Origin of the sequence: Streptococcus periodonticum (assembly GCF_003963555.1) — a bacterium.
Classification (GTDB): Bacteria; Bacillota; Bacilli; order Lactobacillales; family Streptococcaceae; genus Streptococcus; species Streptococcus anginosus.
Map to the genome: position 1 here is coordinate 1,574,856 of NZ_CP034543.1, position 19,391 is coordinate 1,594,246.

At 38.2% G+C, this 19,391-nt stretch carries 19 protein-coding genes, 1 pseudogene and 1 riboswitch; of the genes and pseudogenes, 7 read left to right on the forward strand and 13 right to left on the reverse strand.

What is annotated here, in order from left to right:
• Positions 1-7: 7 nt before the first annotated feature.
• Together EHW89_RS07670 and EHW89_RS07675 are read left to right on the forward strand one after the other, a co-directional pair.
• A complete protein-coding gene (locus EHW89_RS07670) occupies positions 8-952 on the forward strand; it encodes a magnesium transporter CorA family protein (RefSeq protein ID WP_003030529.1) in 945 nt (314 codons plus the stop codon).
• Positions 953-967: 15 nt separating this feature from the next.
• Positions 968-1,645, forward strand: coding sequence for a DUF1129 domain-containing protein (locus tag EHW89_RS07675; protein ID WP_126467675.1), 678 nt, complete (start codon positions 968-970; stop codon positions 1,643-1,645).
• Between the two features lie 180 nt (positions 1,646-1,825).
• Here EHW89_RS07675 and rpsR read toward each other — a convergent pair whose 3' ends face one another.
• The 3 genes from rpsR to rpsF are packed head-to-tail and all read right to left on the reverse strand — an operon-like array spanning position 1,826 to position 2,895.
• Positions 1,826-2,065, reverse strand: a complete 240-nt coding sequence (gene rpsR, locus EHW89_RS07680) for a 30S ribosomal protein S18 (protein ID WP_000068664.1) — start codon at positions 2,063-2,065, stop codon at positions 1,826-1,828.
• Positions 2,066-2,101: 36 nt separating this feature from the next.
• Positions 2,102-2,593 (reverse strand): single-stranded DNA-binding protein, encoded by a 492-nt coding sequence (locus tag EHW89_RS07685; protein WP_003026323.1) that lies wholly within the window; start codon positions 2,591-2,593, stop codon positions 2,102-2,104.
• A gap of 11 nt (positions 2,594-2,604) precedes the next feature.
• Positions 2,605-2,895 (reverse strand): 30S ribosomal protein S6, encoded by a 291-nt coding sequence (gene rpsF / locus EHW89_RS07690; protein WP_126467677.1) that lies wholly within the window; start codon positions 2,893-2,895, stop codon positions 2,605-2,607.
• 268 nt (positions 2,896-3,163) lie between these two features.
• Here rpsF and EHW89_RS07695 point away from each other — a divergent pair, with 268 nt between their 5' ends.
• The 3 genes from EHW89_RS07695 to EHW89_RS07705 are packed head-to-tail and all read left to right on the forward strand — an operon-like array spanning position 3,164 to position 5,494.
• Entirely contained in the window at positions 3,164-4,207 is a 1,044-nt protein-coding gene (locus tag EHW89_RS07695; protein WP_126467679.1) for a bifunctional glycosyltransferase family 2/GtrA family protein, read from the forward strand.
• Positions 4,204-5,109 (forward strand): phosphodiester glycosidase family protein, encoded by a 906-nt coding sequence (locus EHW89_RS07700; protein WP_126467681.1) that lies wholly within the window; start codon positions 4,204-4,206, stop codon positions 5,107-5,109. Before EHW89_RS07695 ends, EHW89_RS07700 begins: the two co-directional genes overlap by 4 nt.
• A complete protein-coding gene (locus tag EHW89_RS07705; RefSeq protein WP_126467683.1) occupies positions 5,084-5,494 on the forward strand; it encodes a hypothetical protein in 411 nt (136 codons plus the stop codon). Before EHW89_RS07700 ends, EHW89_RS07705 begins: the two co-directional genes overlap by 26 nt.
• Before the next feature lie 235 nt (positions 5,495-5,729).
• Here the strand turns inward: EHW89_RS07705 and EHW89_RS07710 are convergent, their stop codons facing one another.
• From EHW89_RS07710 to EHW89_RS07745, 8 genes and pseudogenes are all read right to left on the reverse strand, one after another.
• Positions 5,730-6,332 (reverse strand): histidine phosphatase family protein, encoded by a 603-nt coding sequence (locus tag EHW89_RS07710; protein WP_106383961.1) that lies wholly within the window; start codon positions 6,330-6,332, stop codon positions 5,730-5,732.
• The gene (locus EHW89_RS07715; protein WP_126467684.1) at positions 6,329-6,922 is read right to left on the reverse strand and encodes a histidine phosphatase family protein; all 594 of its coding nucleotides are present in this window, start codon (positions 6,920-6,922) and stop codon (positions 6,329-6,331) included. The genes EHW89_RS07710 and EHW89_RS07715 overlap by 4 nt, the downstream gene beginning before the upstream one ends.
• An 11-nt stretch (positions 6,923-6,933) precedes the next feature.
• Entirely contained in the window at positions 6,934-7,776 is an 843-nt protein-coding gene (locus EHW89_RS07720; RefSeq protein WP_126467686.1) for a Cof-type HAD-IIB family hydrolase, read from the reverse strand.
• A 12-nt stretch (positions 7,777-7,788) separates the two neighbouring features.
• Positions 7,789-9,230 (reverse strand): annotated as a pseudogene (locus EHW89_RS07725) (glycoside hydrolase family 1 protein).
• A gap of 260 nt (positions 9,231-9,490) precedes the next feature.
• The gene (locus tag EHW89_RS07730; protein ID WP_126467688.1) at positions 9,491-10,927 is read right to left on the reverse strand and encodes a glycoside hydrolase family 1 protein; all 1,437 of its coding nucleotides are present in this window, start codon (positions 10,925-10,927) and stop codon (positions 9,491-9,493) included.
• A gap of 3 nt (positions 10,928-10,930) precedes the next feature.
• Entirely contained in the window at positions 10,931-11,272 is a 342-nt protein-coding gene (locus EHW89_RS07735; RefSeq protein ID WP_126467690.1) for a PTS lactose/cellobiose transporter subunit IIA, read from the reverse strand.
• 1 nt (position 11,273) lies between these two features.
• Positions 11,274-12,506 carry a PTS sugar transporter subunit IIC gene (locus EHW89_RS07740; RefSeq protein ID WP_126467692.1) on the reverse strand — a complete coding sequence of 411 codons (1,233 nt, stop codon included), beginning with the start codon at positions 12,504-12,506 and terminating at the stop codon, positions 11,274-11,276.
• 14 nt (positions 12,507-12,520) lie between these two features.
• Entirely contained in the window at positions 12,521-12,832 is a 312-nt protein-coding gene (locus EHW89_RS07745; protein ID WP_126467694.1) for a PTS sugar transporter subunit IIB, read from the reverse strand.
• 160 nt (positions 12,833-12,992) lie between these two features.
• Between EHW89_RS07745 and EHW89_RS07750 the strand changes: the two genes are divergently transcribed.
• Complete coding sequence (locus EHW89_RS07750) at positions 12,993-14,906, forward strand: BglG family transcription antiterminator (protein ID WP_126467696.1); 1,914 nt, start codon at positions 12,993-12,995, stop codon at positions 14,904-14,906.
• Positions 14,907-15,218: 312 nt separating this feature from the next.
• Here EHW89_RS07750 and metF read toward each other — a convergent pair whose 3' ends face one another.
• Both metF and metE read right to left on the reverse strand, forming a co-directional pair.
• Positions 15,219-16,073 carry a methylenetetrahydrofolate reductase [NAD(P)H] gene (gene metF / locus EHW89_RS07755; RefSeq protein ID WP_126467699.1) on the reverse strand — a complete coding sequence of 285 codons (855 nt, stop codon included), beginning with the start codon at positions 16,071-16,073 and terminating at the stop codon, positions 15,219-15,221.
• 72 nt (positions 16,074-16,145) lie between these two features.
• Positions 16,146-18,395: a 5-methyltetrahydropteroyltriglutamate--homocysteine S-methyltransferase gene (metE, locus tag EHW89_RS07760; RefSeq protein WP_126467701.1), complete on the reverse strand. Its 2,250-nt coding sequence runs from the start codon at positions 18,393-18,395 to the stop codon at positions 16,146-16,148.
• Positions 18,396-18,659: 264 nt separating this feature from the next.
• A riboswitch (TPP riboswitch) is annotated at positions 18,660-18,747 on the forward strand.
• A gap of 82 nt (positions 18,748-18,829) precedes the next feature.
• Here metE and EHW89_RS07765 point away from each other — a divergent pair.
• On the forward strand, positions 18,830-19,390 hold the full coding sequence (locus EHW89_RS07765) for an ECF transporter S component (RefSeq protein WP_126467703.1): 561 nt from the start codon (positions 18,830-18,832) through the stop codon (positions 19,388-19,390).
• Position 19,391: the final 1 nt, after the last annotated feature.

A 19,391-nucleotide genomic window follows, 5' to 3' on the forward strand; every position in this document is an offset into this window, starting at 1 on the left:
GGAAAATATGAAACAAGTCTTTCTATCGACAACAACTGAATTTAAAGAAATTGATACACTTGAGTCGGGGACTTGGATCAATTTAGTCAACCCTTCTCAAAGCGAGTCTACTGAAATTGCCAACGCCTTTGACATTGATATTACGGACTTACGAGCACCCCTTGACGCAGAGGAAATGTCTCGTGTTACCATCGAAGATGAATATACCTTGATTATTGTGGATGTTCCAATTACAGAGGAGCGAAATAATCAGACTTACTATGTAACCATCCCTCTAGGGATTATTATTACCGAAGAGGCGATTATTACCACCTGTTTGGAAAAACTCCCTTTATTGGATATTTTTATCAATCGACGACTGCGTAATTTCTATACTTTCATGCGTTCGCGCTTTATTTTCCAAATTCTTTACCGCAATGCCGAGCTTTATCTGACAGCGTTACGCTCTATTGACCGCAAGAGTGAGCAGATTGAAAGTCAACTGCACAAGTCCACTCGCAATGAAGAATTGATTGAACTCATGGAGCTTGAAAAAACGATTGTCTATTTCAAAGCTTCCTTGAAAACCAATGAGCGCGTGATTAAAAAATTGACCAGCGCTACAAGCAATATTAAGAAATATTTGGAAGATGAGGACTTGCTGGAAGATACACTCATCGAGACCCAGCAGGCGATTGAGATGGCAGATATTTATGGAAATATCTTGCACAGCATGACCGATACATTTGCTTCTATCATTTCAAATAATCAAAATAACATCATGAAAGCTCTGGCTTTGGTGACAATTGTCATGTCCATTCCAACCATGATTTTTTCAGCCTATGGAATGAACTTCAAAAACAATGACTTACCGCTCAACGGGGAACCGCACGCTTTTTGGATTATTATTTTTATCGCCTTTGCGATAAGTGTTTCCCTGACTGTTTACCTTATTCACAAAAAATTATTCTAATTAAAAGGAGATCTTATGACACAAGTTTCTTTGGATAAATTAAGCAAAAAGAATCAAGAATTTGTCCGTATCGCAACTCACCAACTCATCAAAGACGGAAAAACAGACGAAGAAATCAAAGCCTTGCTAGAGGAGATTATCCCAACAATCCTTGAAAATCAAGCAAAAGGCATCACCGCTCGCGGACTTTATGGAGCACCAACTGTTTGGGCAGCGAATTTTTCAGAAGCAAAACAAAAAGAAGCTCAAACTGTCCAAGAAAATACCAACCCTTATCTTATGATTATGGATGCTTTCTTATTTGTCTTTAGTTTGTTTGCTATTTTAAATAGTAGTGTTAACTTATTCTCCAAAAATCCTAGCAATTATGGCGTTGTGACGATTGTACTTGGTAGCGCGGTGGGGGCACTCGTATTTTACGGAATGTACTACTTTATTTACCGTTTTTATCATGCTGACCAAGACCAAAGTCAAAAACCACCATTTTTCAAATCGCTTCTTATCATTTCAGCTGCTACGATTTTGTGGGCTGTTGTTCTTTACGGCACAACCTTCCTGTTGCCAGCAGTTTTAAATCCAAAACTGCCGAACTTATTTATCCTTGTGTTTGGTGGAGGAACTTTGGCACTTCGTTTCTATCTCAAAAAGAAATTCAATATCCGCAGTGCTTTAACCGCACCAAGACAACTTTAGTCATATTTTTATTTGAACATCCGCTTACTTCAATAGGTGGATGTTTTGAATAAGATCTGATAAATATTTTTAGTAATCATTTCAAACAATTTTGAGCATAAGAAAAGCAACCTATTTAGTTGCTGATTGAGTTTTAAAAAATGAGCATGATTTTATGAAATTCATGCTCATTTTTATATTTTAGTCTTCGTTTACGAAAGGCATTAAAGCCATTACGCGAGCGCGTTTGATTGCTGTTGTTACTTTACGTTGGTTTTTAGCTGAAGTTCCTGTTACACGACGAGGAAGGATTTTCCCACGTTCTGAAACAAAACGGCTAAGAAGCTCAGTATCTTTGTAATCAACATATTCAATCTTGTTTGCTGCGATGTAATCAACTTTTTTACGGCGTTTAAATCCGCCACGACGTTGTTGAGCCATGTTCTTTCTCCTTTATATCATTATTCTGTTTGTCCATTAAAATGGTAGATCGTCATCTGAGATGTCCATTGGATTGGTATTACCAAATGGATTTTCATCACGAGAAAAGTTGGGTACTTGATTGGCAGAAGTTGAGTTCCCAAAGTTGGATGATGAATTTCCAAAATTATTAGAAGTGTAGCCACCAGAAGATTGACCTTCACGGCTGGCACGACTTTCTAGCAGTTGGAAATTGTCAGCTACCACTTCTGTCACATAGACACGTTGACCTTGCTGGTTTTCGTAGTTACGTGTCTGAATCCGACCAGTAATTCCGATGAGAGCTCCTTTTTTAGCCCAATTTGCAAGATTTTCTGCCTGCTGGCGCCAAATTACAACGTTAATGAAATCTGCTTCTCTCTCGCCACTTTGATTTTTAAAGTTGCGATTGACAGCAAGAGTAAAAGTTGCGACCGCTTGATTTTGCGGAGTATAGCGAAGTTCGGCATCTCGGGTCATCCGACCCACAAGTACAACGTTATTTATCATAGTAACCCTTCTTATGCGTCAAGTTTGACGATCATGTGACGAAGAATGTCAGCGTTGATTTTTGAAAGACGGTCAAATTCATTCAAAGCGACAGCATCTTCAGCTTCAACGTTTACGATGTGGTAAAGTCCTTCACGGAAATCTTGGATTTCGTAGGCAAGACGACGTTTTTCCCAGTCTTTTGATTCAACAACAGTTGCACCGTTGTCAATCAAGATAGAGTCAAAGCGTGCTACCAAAGCGTTTTTTGCTTCTTCTTCAATGTTTGGACGAATAATATAAAGAATTTCGTATTTAGCCATTGATTTTTCCTCCTTTTGGTCTAATGACCCCCAGCCATTGCAAGGGGGTAAGTGAGGTTTTCTCACGAATAACTATTATACTAAACTTTTTGGGAAATAGCAAGAAAAATTCGATTTTTGTTTTTGTAAAAAGCACAGTTTTTCCCTATACTCCATTACCCATTCCATTCCAAAACCTTAAAAAAAGCTGATATCAGTTAGTTTTAAGCTATACTCTATATACTGTTGTGTAAATTTTCTATCACTTTTCTAAGAAAGGAGTAAACACATGAACTATTTAGTCATTCCCGCATACAGACCCGACCTTCATCTTATTCATTTGTTGCAAAAGGTGAAGGAAAAGAGTTCGCTGCAAATCATCGTGGTAAATGACGGCAGTCCAGCTAACGATGATTCAATTTTTCGAGAAGCACAGAAATATGCTACCATTCTATGCCATACAACAAATCAAGGGAAAGGACAAGCGCTGAAAACAGCTTTTTCTTATATTGATTCCTTAGGACAATATGGGACAGTAGTCACAGCTGATGCAGACGGTCAACACAAAGTGTGGGATATTTTCCGAGTAAGCAAAAAGGCTCAAGAAAACCCCAATCACTTGATTATGGGAGCGCGTTCTTTTTCTGGCAACGTTCCTTTGCGTTCGGCTTTTGGGAACAAATTAACACGATTTCTGTTTAAGCAACAGACTGGTGTTTCCGTGACAGACACCCAAACAGGACTTCGTGGATTTACAACCAACATGATTCCGTTTATGTTGGAAGTTGAAGGGCAGCGTTATGAATATGAAATGAATATGCTGCTAGCTGCTTCCAAAGAATATCCTATCATTGAAGTTCCAATCGAAACAATTTATATCAATGACAATCAAGCTTCTCACTTTAGACCGGTACGAGATGGGCTCATGATTTATAAAGATATGTTTAAGTTTGCTCTTTCTTCAATTAGTAGTTTTTTGATTGACTATATCGTCTATGCTCTCGCCCTCTTTGTGCTTGCTGCGGTACCAACTAGTCTCAAAATTTTACTGGCAAACGGAGTGGCTCGTGTCACTAGCTCGATTTTTAATTACTCCACAAACAAAAGATTGGTCTTTAAAAATAAAGACAGTGTTGTTAAAACGGGTACTGGTTATTTCGGGCTAGCCTTGGGCTTGTTTATCCTTGACACCCTTTTGATTAGACTCTTTTACGCCATCTTCGATCTCAATTTGCTGATTGTTAAAATCCTCGTCGGTGCTCTACTCTTTTGCCTCTCTTGGCTCGTGCAAAAAAAAATTATTTTCAAGGAAAGGACTCATACCTTATTATGAAATTTTTTAAAAAATCCTATGCTTATGCTAGTCTCTTTGGTATTTTGCTAACAGGATCATTTACCTATTCAATGCTAAAAACCTTTGTCTTGTCAGAGTCTATTACAACTGTAAAATCTTCTTCAAGCTCGACAAGTACAACTGCTGCTAAAGCCGCAACAAATGCGACAAAGACAAATACAAGCTATAAGGATGATAACATTTCTATTAACCTAACTACAAAAACCGTCAGCAACACGAAAGTATACATTGCAGATATTACGGTCAGCTCGCCAGAATATCTCAAAACCGCTCTAGCACAAAATACTTATGGAAATAATGTGACTGCTAAGACTTCTGTCACAGCAGCCAACAACAATGCCATTCTTGCTATCAACGGAGACTACTACGGAGCCAACACAACTGGCTATGTCATCCGTAACGGTGTCGTCTATCGAAATATCGTACGTGAAGATGCTAGCAATGGTGATTTAGCAATTTATAAAGATGGGAGTTTCGGAATTGTTTACGAAAATGATGTTTCTGCTGAAGACTTGGTTAAAAATGGTGTTGTAAACCTTCTTGCCTTCGGTCCGACTTTGGTTGAAAATGGTCAGATCGCAGTTTCAAGCAATTCGGAAGTAGGGCAATCCATGTCTTCCAATCCGCGTACAGCTATTGGAATGATTGACAAAAATCACTATATTATCGTTGTATCAGACGGTCGAACTTCAGAAAGCGCGGGACTTTCTCTCTATGAACTTGCAGAAGTTATGAAATCTTACGGGGTGAAAACAGCTTATAACCTTGACGGTGGTGGCTCGTCTACTCTTTACTTCAATGGTAAGGTCATCAATAAACCAACAACAAACGGAACAATTTCAGAAAGGGCGGTGAGTGACATTGTCTACATCGGTTACTAAAGCAAGCAAGGAACGGTTCAAAAAGACAGCCGTTGTCTATGCCTTAATCACAGTATTTTTCTTCATTTTCAGTCGTATTTACGAGCACTTCAGCTTTGGTGAAACTTCAGTTTATATGCATTATCTCTTTGGAGTGCCACTGATAGGAGGGATGGTGCTTCTGATTTTTCAAAAAATCATCCCTAATCTTTCACGACTCAGTCTCAATCTTTGGAATTCTGCGGTTGCAACCATTGCTACCGGCGTTCTTTTTCGCGGCATTGTCAACCTGTCTGGACGCTCCACCACAATGGACCTCCCCTACTGGTACGTAGGAATTGGGCTTGCTGGATTAGCTCTGCTCTCCATGAGCTTCACCAGAAGCGTGTGGGTGACAGAAGAATAGCGGTTATAATGTTACAAATCTCGAAAATTTCTTCGAGATTTTTCATAAAATACTTGAGCCCAGGATAGTTTACTAATGCAATCACCTACAGAAAAAGGAAATTTGAGAAACTTACATATAAAAAGAAAGAAAATGATGGTTTTGGTCATCATTTTCTTTCTTTTATTCAACTATTAAACAGCCACTCTATACTATTTTCTCTATAAGAAATCAAGCGAAAACAAGTAAGTTGCCGTTACAAGTTATAGACTGTTTTAGCCAATGGGTCAATAACTTGTCGAAGCAGAAACTGGTCGTTTTCATATTGGTAATGACAAATAGCACAGTTACTGAAATAAATATTAGGATCAGGCAAATAGCCTACTTTTAGATAAAAAGCCCACATAGCGCCACCGTGACTGACGACCAATGTTGGATTCTCAACAGCAGGCGTTTTTTTCATGACTTCTGTCAGAGTGGTCAGCATGCGTTCTCCTACTTGAATCACATCTTCACCCCCATAAGGCACGTATAAATCTTCAAAAGACACCGCACCAGCTCGAAACTTGGGCTGCAATCTTTCTGGCTGAGCTTCAAAAAGTCCAAAATTCCACTCTTTCACCCCCTTGAGACGGGTGTAATCTGTTCGACCCGTCACAATTTCCAAGGTATCAGAAGCCCTCTCTTGAGTAGAAGAGTAGATACCCCCAAATTCAATGCCATTTTTCTCGAAAAAAGCTCGCGCTTGCTTGGCTTGCTCTATACCTAAATCAGTCAGCGGTGAGTCACATACTCCTTGCACCAGCCCTTCTTGATTGAAAAAAGTTTGACCATGCCGCATTAGATATAAATCTTTCATTTTTCCTCCCAGCCACTAAAGTCATGCCCAATCGTTTCTTCCAGATAAAATTGGTCATCTTTAAAAGTAAACCTCAGAATTCCACAATTTGTCATGTGACCCAACTCATCCAGTTGCCAATTATCTTTCCAAGCACGAGCAAAATTAGCCATGGCACCGCCGTGAGATACCATTAGAACAGACTTGCCTTTCGTTTCTTGCATGAGCTGTAGGATAGTCATAGCCATGCGCTCTCGAACTTGGTCTTGAGATTCCCCACCATAGGTCACAAAAAAATCTTCATATGGCAAAGGAGGATTGAGGTCTTCGCTTTCTCCTTCAAAAGTTCCAAAATTCCATTCCTTGAGGCCTTTAACTCGCTGATAAGGAAGACTACCATTTGTGACAATTTCCAAAGTATCACAGGCTCGTTCAGAGGTTGAGCTGTAAGCCGCATCAAATACGACCCCTGCATTTTTAAAATACTGCCCAGCCACCTGAGCCTGATACCCTCCTAAGTCCGTCAAAGGGGCGTCACACCAGCCTTGAATCCGATGTCGCTTATTGAATAAAGTTTGCCCTTGTCGCATCAAATAAAGTGTTTTTGTCATAAAATATTCCTCTAAAGAAGTTCTAATTTTTCAAAGGCATTGTAGAGACCGTCCTCAGCCACGTCATCTGTTACTATATCCGCCATGGCTAATATTTCTGGGCCGCCATTACCCATAGAAACCCCAATTTGACAATATTCCAACATTGGAATGTCAATCTTGGCATCTCCAAAAGCAATTGTATCTTCTTTTTTTGCCCTCAAATGCTCTAGCAGTACATCAATCGCATGTGCCTTCGTAATATCCTTAACTCCTAGGTCGCCAAAGAGAGCTTCTTCCCCACGACCGCCCCAAGTACCAGCCTTGAGCTCTGGAAAAGCATCCTTCGAGTCCAAATGATCTTGATAAGAAGTGAGAATAAAGCTGATTTTATTCAGATCATCTCGGTAAAGCTCGCCACCAAAGACCATGCCGTGCATCACATCTTCAACCTCTTGACGTTCAACTTCTGCATCTGTTTTCCCTTTTTTCTTAGCATAAAGTTTCATGACTGGTCGAGCTGCGTCACGAAAATGTTCACTAGCAAAGAGACCGTTGTTACTTTCTAAATAAAATTCCAATCCTCTCTCATGCAGCCAATCTACAACTCTATTTCCCACTTCTAAAGGAATCAGCTGATGCATGATAACCTGGCCTTCATGCTCCACATAAGAACCATTCCCGCCAATCATACCGTCCAGACCAATATCCCAGATTTCCTGAGGCATTTCCGCCTTACTACGTCCCGTACAGACATAGATCAGATGCCCATTTCCCCGCGCCTGACGAATAGCCTGAATAGCTGATTCTGGAATGCGATTATCATAATCCACCAAAGTTCCGTCTACATCTAAAAAGATAATTTTTCTGCTCATCTGTTGACCTCTCTATCCTTCTAAGGCCGCTGCCCCGTTGGTTTCAATCACTTTCTGATACCAGAAAAAAGAATCCTTGCGGGAGCGGTCATAGCTTCCATTTCCCTCATCGTCTGCATCCACATAGATAAATCCATAACGCTTGCTCATCTCAGAAGTAGAAGCAGAAATCAAGTCAATACGGCCCCAAGGCGTGTAACCCATAAGCTCCACTCCATCCTCAATCGCTTCATACATTTGCTCAATGTGAGCCTTGAGGTAGTCAATTCGGTAGCTGTCGTGGATAGAGCCATCTGCTTCTACTTTATCCAAAGCACCCAATCCATTTTCTACGATGAAAAGCGGAACCTGATAGCGGTCATAGAGCTTATTGAGGGTAATGCGCAGACCCACCGAGTCAATTTTCCAACCCCAATCAGAGGCTTCTAGATAAGGATTTTTTTCACCCAAAGAGAAATTGCCTGCAGTTCTTTCACCTTCTTCTGTTCCTTTAGCACGCGCTACAGAAGACATGTAATAGCTGAAGGACATAAAGTCCACCGGATACTGCGCTAGCAATTCTAAGTCCCCGTCTTCGATTTTCAACTTAATGCCATTTTGTTTGAAAAAGCGTTGAGCATAACTTGGATATTTTCCGCGCACCTGTACATCAGAGAAGAAAAGATTTTCATGGTCCTGCTGAATTTCTTCCATAACATCCAAAGGATTGCAAGTCGCTGCATAGGACTGCATACGCGCCAACATCATACCGACTTTAAAGTCTGGATTGATTTCCCGTGCTGCTTTGACTGCTAAACTGCTAGCTACAAATTAATGATGTGCTGCTTGATACAAGTCTTGGAAATTTTGTTTTCCGTCTTCAAAAAGCAGTCCACCGCCAACATAGCCAGAAATCCCCATAATGTTGATTTCATTAAATGTCAGCCAATATTTCACCTTATTTTTATAACGTTCAAAAACTGTCCGCGCATAGCGCTCAAAAAACCAATAACTCGGCGATCCTTCCAGCCACCGTACTCTAATGCCAAATGAATCGATGTCTCATAGTGTGACAACGTCACTAAAGGCTCAATGCCATATTTCAAGAGTTCGTCAAAGACCGCATCGTAAAAAGCCAGCCCTTCTTCATTAGGCTCTACATCGTCTCCATTAGGGAAAATTCGACTCCAAGCGATAGAGAGGCGGAAGGTTGTTTTAAAGCCCATTTCTGCAAAAAGAGCAATATCTTCCTTGTAACGATGATAAAAGTCAGAGCCCCAGCGCTTAGGATAGAGTCCTTCCTTATCATTAAGAGCAGCTTCTACTTTTTCTCTGGTCATGGGTGCGGCAAAACCTTCCATATTTTGACGTTCCTCAGGGCGTACAGCTTTGGCTGTATCAGATGTAGCCGGACCACGACCACCTAAATCCCAGCCACCTTCATACTGATTGGCAGCAGTTGCACCGCCCCACAAAAACCATTCGGAAACCGTTTTTCTGTCATTTCATTCACCTCGTTCTTTGATTACTTCTATTATACTCTTTTTTGAAACCCTTTTCTTGTAGAATAGTCATAAATACTGATACTATTCTTTGGTGTTTTATTATTCACATTTTAAAAATAATACTTAAATTCAACCACCAAAATAAAAAGCAGAACCTTAAGTAAGATTCTGCCCTATATTAGATATTATAGTACAGTAAAAAATCTATTGATATAAGTCGAAATAGCAATCTATAAATCTTCACCATTAGATCGTATGACTTTCTCGTACCATTCAAAGCTATCTTTTTTAAATCGTTGACCCGTCCCTTGTCCATAATCATCCAGATCTACATAAATAAAACCGTAACGTTTTGACATTTCGCTAGAAGAACAGGAAACGATATCAATTGGTCCCCAAGCATAATAGCCTCGCACATCGACTCCATCTCTAATAGCCTCTTTCATTTGTTCAATATGTTGTTTTAAAAAAGCAATTCTATAATCATCGTGAATAGTGTTTTCATCGTTTAAGGATTCAATAAATCCCATACCATTTTCAGTGATATAAATTGGTAACTGATAACGATCATAATATTCATTTAAGGCGACTCTTAATCCTACCGGATCAATTCCCCACCCCCATTCATTTGTTTTTAACATTGGATTTAAATTTCTATTTTTTTCTGTTTTATATATTTTTGCATTTGTTGTTTTTGTAGCATAATATGAGAAACTAATAAAATCCACTTGATTCTTACTAAATTCATCTAAATCTTCATCTGTAATTTCTATTTCAAATTTATTATCTTCATAATATCTATATACATAATTAGGATAAATTCCCTTAGCTAATACATCAGATACAAAGTATTCCATTTGAGATATTTTTAATGCAGCTAAAATATCTTCCGAACTTGGTGTTTCAGGATATGGATTTTGATAATAAGACATCATACCAATTTGCATACCACTATTAATTTTTTTGCCAATACCTATTGCTTTCGCACAGGCAACTAGTTCATTGTGTAAGCCTTGCTGTTTAGCTTCTTTTAAATTTTCTACTGTATCGCTTGGTATACCTAAATGATTAAAAGATTCATGATGAATAAGGTTCATTTGGTTAACTAAAATCCAATATTTAACTTTTTTATTATACCTTTCAAATAAAACTCGACAATAATTATCAAAAAAATTAATAGTTTTTCGATTATACCAACCATTATACTTTAAGGCAAGATTCAATGGCATTTCATAATGAGCAATTGTGACCATTGGTTCCATACCATTTTTTATAATTTCATCAATCAAATTATCGTAAAATTTTAGACCTTCTTCATTTGGAGTGGTCTCATCTCCATTTGGAAAAATTCTTGCCCAATTAATAGAAATTCTTAAACTATTCATTCCCGTTTCAGCTAGTAATTTTATATCTTCCCTATAAGTATGATAAAAATCTATTGCTGTTCTTTTTGGGAAAAATACATCTGGATCATTTAATAATTTATTAATATCTTGTGTACTAACTTCCTTGTTGGATTTCTTTCTCAATGGTATATCACGATAAGGAATCATGTCTGCTATACATAAACCTTTACCTCCTTCATCGTATGCTCCCTCACATTGATTTGCAGCTAATGCTCCTCCCCAAAGAAAATTATATGGGAATTTATCTGGATTCTTTCTCATAGTTCAGTGTCCTCTATTTTCTAATTTGATAATTCTTTTTTCGTAACTTTCAAAAATTTTAATTAATTGTTTAGCAATATTAATTTCACTATAAATAGTCATTAAAGTATATTGAGCATGTGCGAACAACAACGAATACTCAGATTGTTCTCCCCGTGCTTCTCCTTGAATAGCATCAGTTTGTACCTTATGTGCTTTAGTAATTTCAATTTGAGCTTCTTTTAATTTCTCTTTTCCTCCTTCAATATTAAATAATGCAATCTGGTCTAAAGCTTCTTTGCATTTCAGTCTTGCATCCCCAGCATGCAAAATAATTTCCATGGCTGATTGTGCTGTTTTGTCCATATTAATCTTCTCCTTCTAGTTCTTCTTCAGCTAAATATTGTTTTTCATATATTTTAAAGAATGGATACCATACAAGTGTAGTGATAATAAATATTCCTATTACAAGAATAACAGACGTTATGGAACCACCAGTTGCTAACCATGTACAAATTGGATATGGACAATACCACAACTGAAATAATATTTTTGGAATCACCGCAAAAGGAATAACTTTTGTAAATAAGTATGCTAATGAAGCAGATATAAAACAATTTAATATCATTGGAATCATTAAAATAATATTATATACAACTGTACCAAATACCAATGGTTCATTAATATTAAAAATTGAAGGTACTACAACGACTTTTCCTAAAGATTTAAGTTTTTTTGATTTAGATTTTAATAATAAGAATGCTAAGCCAAGGGTACATCCCCCACCTCCAATTGTATAATAAGCATATTGAAAAGAAGAGGTAAATACGTTAGATGCAGTTCCTGCAATATTAGCTTCTATACCAGCTAACATAATCGGCATTGTAATCGGAACCAGCACCCATGCAGAAATCCCCATTGAATAAAATACTCCTTTGATTACGATTAAAGCAATAAATCCCCAATAGGTTTCCGCTATCCCTTGTAATGGTCTAAATAAAGTTAAGATAACATTATATAAATCAAATCCTAATATTCCAACAATAATCCATCCTAAAATAACAACAACACCAATTGGCAACATTTGATCAAACCATTGTCTAATAAAATCAGGCAAATTTGAATCTTCTTTGAAAAAACTAATTTTTCCAAATAATTTTAAAATAAAGCCTGTAATCAAGCCTGTAACTATTGCGATAAACATCCCTCCTGCTCCAAAAGCAGCATGAGAAAAACCCGGAGTATTATCTGCAATTAGTTGAGGGGTAATTGTAATGGCATACAAAATTAATCCTGTGATTCCTGCAATTATTCTAGACTTTCTCAACTTGTTTTTTTCCATGAAATTAAATGGTATCAAAAATGACATCATCAAAGAAATCATTCCCATTGTCCATCCTTGTGGTATCCCGAAATTCGGCCACCATTTCCAATCAAATATTGAACCTGGTAAAGTCAACATTGAAAAGATTGAGCCTAAGAAAATTAAGGGCATTACTTGATTAATAGAATCTTTCAACGTCACAATCCATACGTTATGATTAATTTTATTCATAACAGGAGTCAAATTATTTTCAATCCAACTTAATATTCTATCCATTTCTCTTTCCGTCCTTATTTAAAGTTTTCTAATAAATGTTCAATAGCCTTTTTTCCATCTAACTTGGAATAGTATTCAGGTTTCATCAAAATTACTTTAATATCTTCTCCTTGCGTGTATTCTTCAACATCTTCAAGAATATATGCCAAATGCGGCCCGACCATTAAGGCATCAATCTCATCAATGTAGTTTTCAATTTCGGATTCACTTCTTGCTTTCACTTCTAAATCAAGATGAAGCTCTTTTGCTGCTTTCCGCATATTCGCAGCCATGAAGCCAGAACTAGCTCCTGAACCACACACTAATAAAACATTTAGTTTAGACATATTTATTACTCCTTTGTTTTTTTATAGTTCTATTATCTAAAATATAAGTATCTTAGTCCACTAAAGTTTTGCACATACTGGTGCAATTCAATAATAGAATTACAGTCTAATTTCCTTTATAATAGAATAGAAAATTAGTTCTTATGGAGGAAAATACCAAATGAATAAAAAACAAGAAAAATTATTATTCATTCTTTCTGAGCACGGTACCCTAACAGCCAATGAACTAGCTCAACAATTGAATCTCTCAATTAGAACAATCAAATATTATATAAAAGAACTAAATGATGAATTCGATGGAGGAATTATCACTTCTTCGCAAAAAGGATATACAGTAAAAACTCCTATATCTAAACTTTTAATACAAGATATAGATATAGAAGATTCTCCAAAAGATAGACAAAGTAAAATACTAATCAAAATTCTCAATTCAAGCGACAAATTTGATTTATTTGACTTATCAGAAGAAATGTTTATCAGCTATTCAACCCTCCAAATTGAATTAAAAAAAATAAAGCATCAATTATCTAAATTTGATTTAGATATGCAAGTGAAAAATAATCATATTTATATAATTAGCACAGAAAAGAACAAAAGAAAATTAATTAGTAGTCTTCTTTATAATCAATCAAACATTGACTTCATGAACTATGCTACAATCCAGTCACTATTTCCTAACATTGATGTAAATTATCTTAAAACTATCATAATATCAATATTAGAGGAAAACCAATATTTTATTAATGATTATTCTCTCATAAACTTCATTCTCCATGTAACAATCATGGTTGATAGAATAAAACATAACAACTTTACTAATTACCACGGAGAAATTCCTTCGGTCTCAGAATCAACATATAAAATATGCAAATTATTATCTGAAAAAATTGAAGAACGATTTAGTATTACATTTTCTGAATTTGAAATAACAGAATTAGTGATTTTACTTATATCTAGAGCAAACCAAATAAATTATGATACTACTAATTTAGTTAAAGTCCAGAACTATATCGGTACAGAGGTAAGTACATTGGTAGCATTAATTTTAAAGAAACTTAATCAAATATATTTTATTAAAATTGAAGAAAACAGTGAGTTTATATTACGATTCTCGCTCCATATAAAAAATCTATTAATCAGAGCCAGCAACAATTATCTAAGTAAAAATCCTTTAGTTGAAAGCATTAAAATTCAAGCTCCTTTAATTTATGATATATCTGTAACTATAGCATCCATCATTCAAGAACAAACTAAATTAACTATTAATGATGATGAAATAGCATATATAGCTTTTCATTTAGGCAGTCTAATAGAAACTCAAAAACAGTTAGTAACTACTTTGACAGCGATCCTTTACTGTCCAAATTATTATCAAACTGCAAAAACCTTAGCTACAAAACTATCCGAGTTCTTTGGAAAAAGACTCCTAATTAAAGACATTGTTAATGAAGAAGAAAGCATTCCAAATCCACTAGATGTGGATTTAATAATAACAACTGTGCCAATCAACAAAAAAATAAATTGTCCTACCCAAACAACTACACTTTTTTTCAACCAACATGATAAAGATAAAATTAATAGGAGTTTAGATTCAATTATTAAATCCAAACAAAAAGGCGAATTCGAAGAGAAACTTAGAGAGCTAATTACACCTGAGTTATTTAAAATAAATATGAAAATCAACAATAGGTATGATGCCATTAATTATATGGTTGAAACTTTACAACAAAATGGTTATGTTAATAATGATTTTATGCACAAAATTATGGAAAGGGAAAAATTATCATCTACTGCTTTTAATCAATTTGCTATTCCTCACTCACTATCAATGGAAGCCTTAAAAACAGGTATTTCTATTTTGATAAATCCCAAAGGGATAGAATGGGATAGCCAAAATGTCCAACTGGTACTAATGCTTTGTTTTAGCCCAAACCAACGTACATTATTTAACGAGATTTTTGAGCCACTAACAAATATTTTAATAGAACCTGTGAGCTTTGCAAGAATAATCAAAAGTAATAATTATGATGAATTTATTATAAATTTGTTATCATCTAATTCCTTATTTAATTAATACATACAATAATCATTCTTAAATATTTCAAGCAATAAACTATTTGATACAAACTAAGTTTTTTTAGATATGCTTTGTTTCATTCAATTCTGATATTTAAATATATTGAATTCTTTGACTACCTCCTTACTATTCTTATAAAATCCCCAAAATTTAAGATAAATTCATCTTAGTACTTAAAAACCGGCAAGCAGTTTAGCTGAACTGCTTGCCGGTTTTTAGTTTTATTGCATTCATTTATTATTGTATTTTTTAATTTTTAGAATTGACCCTTACATTTATAAATAGATATGCAAAATATTTTTGCAACTATTACTTATTAAAAAATGTATGTGTCGCCTGATAAATTTGATGAGCAGTATTGGAATTGTTCATTGTATATAGATGAACACCCGCCACATCTTGAGTGACTAAGTCAACAATTTGGTCAATCGCATAGGCTAATCCTGCTGCTCTAAGAGACTCTGGATTATATTCATATTTATCCAAAATCGTTTTAAATTTTCTCGGCAAATGAATATTTTCGCAGGTTTTAAGCAAACGCAGGGCTTGATTACGATTTAGAATCGGCATAATCCCTGCATGAATGGGAATTTCAATCCCAGCCAGAGTACATCTTTCTTGAAAATCATAAAAACGCTCATTATCAAAGAAAAGTTGAGTGACCAAACTCGAACAGCCTGCATCTACTTTCTTTTTGAGATTCTTGATATCTGAAACTCGGTCTAGTGAATCCGGATGCCCTTCTGGATAGCAAGCACCAATAATTTCAAAATGCGGTGCCTGTTCCTTAATATACTCAATCAAATCCGTCGCATAGGTAAAATCTTTCTTTGGCTCCATATTTGGAACAATATCTCCTCGAAGCGCCAATACCTTATGCACACCTACTCTATCAAGAGCTTCTAGCGTATCTGATACCATCTCCTTGGTCAAATACACCGCCGGTAAATGCGCAATCGTTGGAATCTGCAGATCATTGTAAATAAAATCAGCCAAACGAACCGTTGTCTCTTCAATATTAAATTTACGATTACTCGCTGTGACACTGATGAAATGAGGTGCCAGATCCTGCATTTCCTTCAGGACCGCCATAATCTTTTCATTGCCTACTGCTGGATTGGGGGGAAATACTTCAAAAGAGAGAGGCGGGCTTTGGCTAGACATGTTTCACAATTCCTTTACTAAGACAGCAAGGGCAGGGGCAGGCCCTCCCTTTTGTCAGCTCTTATTTTTTGATTAAAGTTTTTCACGCGCTGCCTTGGCTGCCTCTACCAGGCGGACCAGGCGGACCTTGGTTTCAGTAATACCACGCGTTTTCAGACCGCAGTCAGGATTGATCCAGACCTTGCGGCTCGGCACCTTGGCCAGGATGGCCCCGATGGTGTGGTCGATTTCCCCTTCATTTGGTACACGAGGAGAGTGGATATCGTAAACTCCAGGTCCCACTTCTGTCTGGAAGTTCTTAGCCTTAAGCTCATCCAGGATTTCCAGGTTGGAGCGGCTGGCCTCAAAGGAGATAACATCCGCATCCATGTTGTCAATGGCCGGGATGATATCGGTAAACTCTGAGTAGCACATGTGGGTATGGATCTGCGTATCCGGTGCAACGGTAGAGTGGACCAGACGGAAGGCCGGAATAGCCCAGTCCAGATAGTCTTCATACCAGTCGCTGCGACGGAGCGGCAGCTTTTCACGCAGGGCGGCTTCATCGATTTGGATAATCTTAACGCCGGCAGCTTCCAGGTCCAGAACTTCGTCCTTGATGGCCAGGGCAATCTGCAGGGTAGAGTCCTTGATGGAAATATCTTCCCGTGGGAAGGACCAGTTGAGGATGGTTACAGGTCCCGTCAGCATTCCCTTAACCGGCTTGTCAGTCAGGCTTTGAGCATAGCTGGACCATTTAACAGTAATCGGGTTGAGGCGGGTTACATCTCCCCAGATAATCGGCGGTTTCACCCCACGCATACCGTAGGACTGCACCCAGCCGTTCTTGGAAAAGAGGTAGCCGGACAGATTTTGACCGAAGTATTCTACCATGTCATTGCGCTCGAATTCCCCGTGAACCAGAACATCAAAACCAACTTCTTCCTGCCACTTGATCCATTCGTCGATCTGCTCAGCCAGGAACTTGTCATAATCTTCCTGGGACAGTTCTCCCTTGCGGAAGGCTAGGCGCTTGGCCCGAACTTCCTTGGTCTGAGGGAAGGAACCGATGGTTGTCGTCGGCAGGACCGGCAGTTTGAAGGCTTCCTCCTGGATGGCTTCGCGTTCTGCGAAGGCCGGCAGGCGAGTGTAGTCGGCATCGGTCAATCCAGCGATACGAGTTGCCAATTCAGCATTTTTACCGACACGCTCTGTCGCAAAGAGTTCCTTGTTGGCAACCAAGACTTCTGCTCCGCCACCATTGCGGATGGCATCCAGGTCCCGGATCTCATCCAGCTTTTCCACCGCAAAGGCAAAGTGCTTGAGGATGGCTTCTTCAAAGTCTTCATTGGTTGTGGTGAAAGGTACATGCAGCAGGGAGCAGGAGCTGGTCAGCACAAGCTTTTCAACCGGAACCTGCTCCAGAACAGCCAGGCTCTTTTCATAATTGTTGCGCCAGATATTCTTACCGTTGACAATCCCGGCATAGAGGGTCTTGTCGGCCGGAAAGCCAGACTTGACCAGCTCCAGGGTTTTCTTGCCTTCGACAAAGTCCAGACCGATAGCGTCTACCGGCAGTTCAATCAAATCGGAGTAGATATCCCGAACATCGCCAAAGTAGGTTTGGATCAGGACTTCCAGTCCCTTCTTGTCCGCCAGGAGCTTCTTGTAAAGATCCAGGAAGAGGGCCTTCTCTTCGGCGGACAGGTTCTTGACCAGGCTTGGCTCATCCAGCTGGATACGCTCAGCTCCCAGGTCGGCCAATGTGGCCAAGACTTCCTGATAAGCCTTGGCCAGGGCATCCACAAACTGGGCAGCCTCTACCCCTTCTTCAAAGTCGGACAGCTGCAGGAGGGTGAAGGGACCTACCAGGACCGGACGGGTATCCAGGCCCAGCTCCTTGGCTTCCTGGTATTCGTCAAAAATCTTGTGACCGACCAGTTTGACCTCAGTGTCTTTTTCAAATTTTGGAACGATGTAATGGTAGTTGGTGTTGAACCACTTTTTCATGGGCAGGGCACGGACGTCCCCTTTTTCTCCTTGGTAGCCGCGGGTCAGGGCAAAGTAACGCTCCAAATCAGACAGATCCAGGCCCTGAACAGAGGACGGCACTACGTTAAAGAGGAAGGCGGCATCCAAAACATTATCATAGTGAGAAAAGTCGTTGGACGGCACTTCGGTAATCCCGTGCTCTTTGACGATATTCCAGTGCTTGGCGCGCAGGTCCTTGGCAGCAGCCAGGAGCTCTTGAGCTGAAATTTCATTCCTAAAGTATTTTTCAGTTGTGAATTTTAATTCGCGGAATTCTCCCAAACGCGGGAAGCCGATAATCGTAGTTGACATAGTCATCCTCCAAAATTTCTTGTTGAACCTATCTCATCAGAAAATCTAAGCTTTGTATAATTGGAATTTTTGGGTTTTTCTTATAGTTAAAAACTATAACAAGATTCCAAATATATATTAAACGTTGATTTCATCACGTGTCGTTTAATATTTTATGATTTGATATAGTTTAAGGCTATGACAGCCGCATACATCAAAATTTTTGAAAATCCTTTTCTTGCTATTTTTGAAAAGAGATGTTAGAATAGCAACATAATAAAAAGCAAAGAACATTTGGGGTGCTAAGGCTGAGATTATACCCATGGAACCTGATGCAGTTAATGCTGCCGCAGGGAAATGTATAAGAAAGACCAAACCGTTCTAATCATTTATGTGATTAGATTTTATTTTGTCGCGCTAAAACTCCTCATCTGCTCTGTTAGAAGGAGTTTTTTATGTTTGAAAAATGGAGTTTACGAGATGTTATCCTCTTAGCTCTTTTAGCTATTCTTTTCGGTGGGATTTTTGTCGGTTCAGGTTTTCTTTACAACATTTTGACAGCTATTTTAGCGCCAGCAGGTTTGGAGCCTTTCGCCAATGAAGTCTTGTTCGGACTTTGGTGCATGGCAGCTCCTATGTCAGCTATGCTCATTCGCAAAACTGGTAGCGCCACGATTGGAGAAGTGCTTGCAGCCCTCGCAGAGGTACTATATGGTAGCCAATTTGGCATGAGCACCTTGATTTCTGGCTTCATACAAGGATTTGGTAGCGAGCTTGGGTTTGCTGCGACCAGATACAAACGCTATGATTGGTTGTCACTTACTTACAGCGCAATTGGTACGACCCTTTTGAGCTTTGCCTATGAATATTTCAAAATTGGTTACTATGCTTTCAAACCTGAGTTTGTTTTAGCATTGTTTGTTGTCCGCTTCCTTTCTGTGTTCTTTTTCTGTGCTGTTCTAGTCAAAACTATTATGAATCTTTACGACAAGATTAACCAAGCTGCTGGTAAATAAG

Excerpts from the sequence above, each read along its gene's own strand:
- rpsR (WP_000068664.1), bottom strand. The coding sequence starts at position 2,065 with ATGGCTCAACAACGTCGTGGCGGATTTAAACGCCGTAAAAAAGTTGAT.
- EHW89_RS07765 (WP_126467703.1), top strand. The coding sequence starts at position 18,830 with ATGTTTGAAAAATGGAGTTTACGAGATGTTATCCTCTTAGCTCTTTTA.
- EHW89_RS07670 (WP_003030529.1), top strand. The coding sequence starts at position 8 with ATGAAACAAGTCTTTCTATCGACAACAACTGAATTTAAAGAAATTGAT.
- rpsF (WP_126467677.1), bottom strand. The coding sequence starts at position 2,895 with ATGGCTAAATACGAAATTCTTTATATTATTCGTCCAAACATTGAAGAA.
- metF (WP_126467699.1), bottom strand. The coding sequence starts at position 16,073 with ATGTCTAGCCAAAGCCCGCCTCTCTCTTTTGAAGTATTTCCCCCCAAT.
- EHW89_RS07730 (WP_126467688.1), bottom strand. The coding sequence starts at position 10,927 with ATGAGAAAGAATCCAGATAAATTCCCATATAATTTTCTTTGGGGAGGA.
- EHW89_RS07675 (WP_126467675.1), top strand. The coding sequence starts at position 968 with ATGACACAAGTTTCTTTGGATAAATTAAGCAAAAAGAATCAAGAATTT.
- EHW89_RS07720 (WP_126467686.1), bottom strand. The coding sequence starts at position 7,776 with ATGAGCAGAAAAATTATCTTTTTAGATGTAGACGGAACTTTGGTGGAT.
- EHW89_RS07715 (WP_126467684.1), bottom strand. The coding sequence starts at position 6,922 with ATGACAAAAACACTTTATTTGATGCGACAAGGGCAAACTTTATTCAAT.
- EHW89_RS07685 (WP_003026323.1), bottom strand. The coding sequence starts at position 2,593 with ATGATAAATAACGTTGTACTTGTGGGTCGGATGACCCGAGATGCCGAA.
- EHW89_RS07745 (WP_126467694.1), bottom strand. The coding sequence starts at position 12,832 with ATGTCTAAACTAAATGTTTTATTAGTGTGTGGTTCAGGAGCTAGTTCT.
- EHW89_RS07710 (WP_106383961.1), bottom strand. The coding sequence starts at position 6,332 with ATGAAAGATTTATATCTAATGCGGCATGGTCAAACTTTTTTCAATCAA.
- EHW89_RS07735 (WP_126467690.1), bottom strand. The coding sequence starts at position 11,272 with ATGGACAAAACAGCACAATCAGCCATGGAAATTATTTTGCATGCTGGG.
- EHW89_RS07740 (WP_126467692.1), bottom strand. The coding sequence starts at position 12,506 with ATGGATAGAATATTAAGTTGGATTGAAAATAATTTGACTCCTGTTATG.
- metE (WP_126467701.1), bottom strand. The coding sequence starts at position 18,395 with ATGTCAACTACGATTATCGGCTTCCCGCGTTTGGGAGAATTCCGCGAA.
- EHW89_RS07700 (WP_126467681.1), top strand. The coding sequence starts at position 4,204 with ATGAAATTTTTTAAAAAATCCTATGCTTATGCTAGTCTCTTTGGTATT.
- EHW89_RS07695 (WP_126467679.1), top strand. The coding sequence starts at position 3,164 with ATGAACTATTTAGTCATTCCCGCATACAGACCCGACCTTCATCTTATT.
- EHW89_RS07750 (WP_126467696.1), top strand. The coding sequence starts at position 12,993 with ATGAATAAAAAACAAGAAAAATTATTATTCATTCTTTCTGAGCACGGT.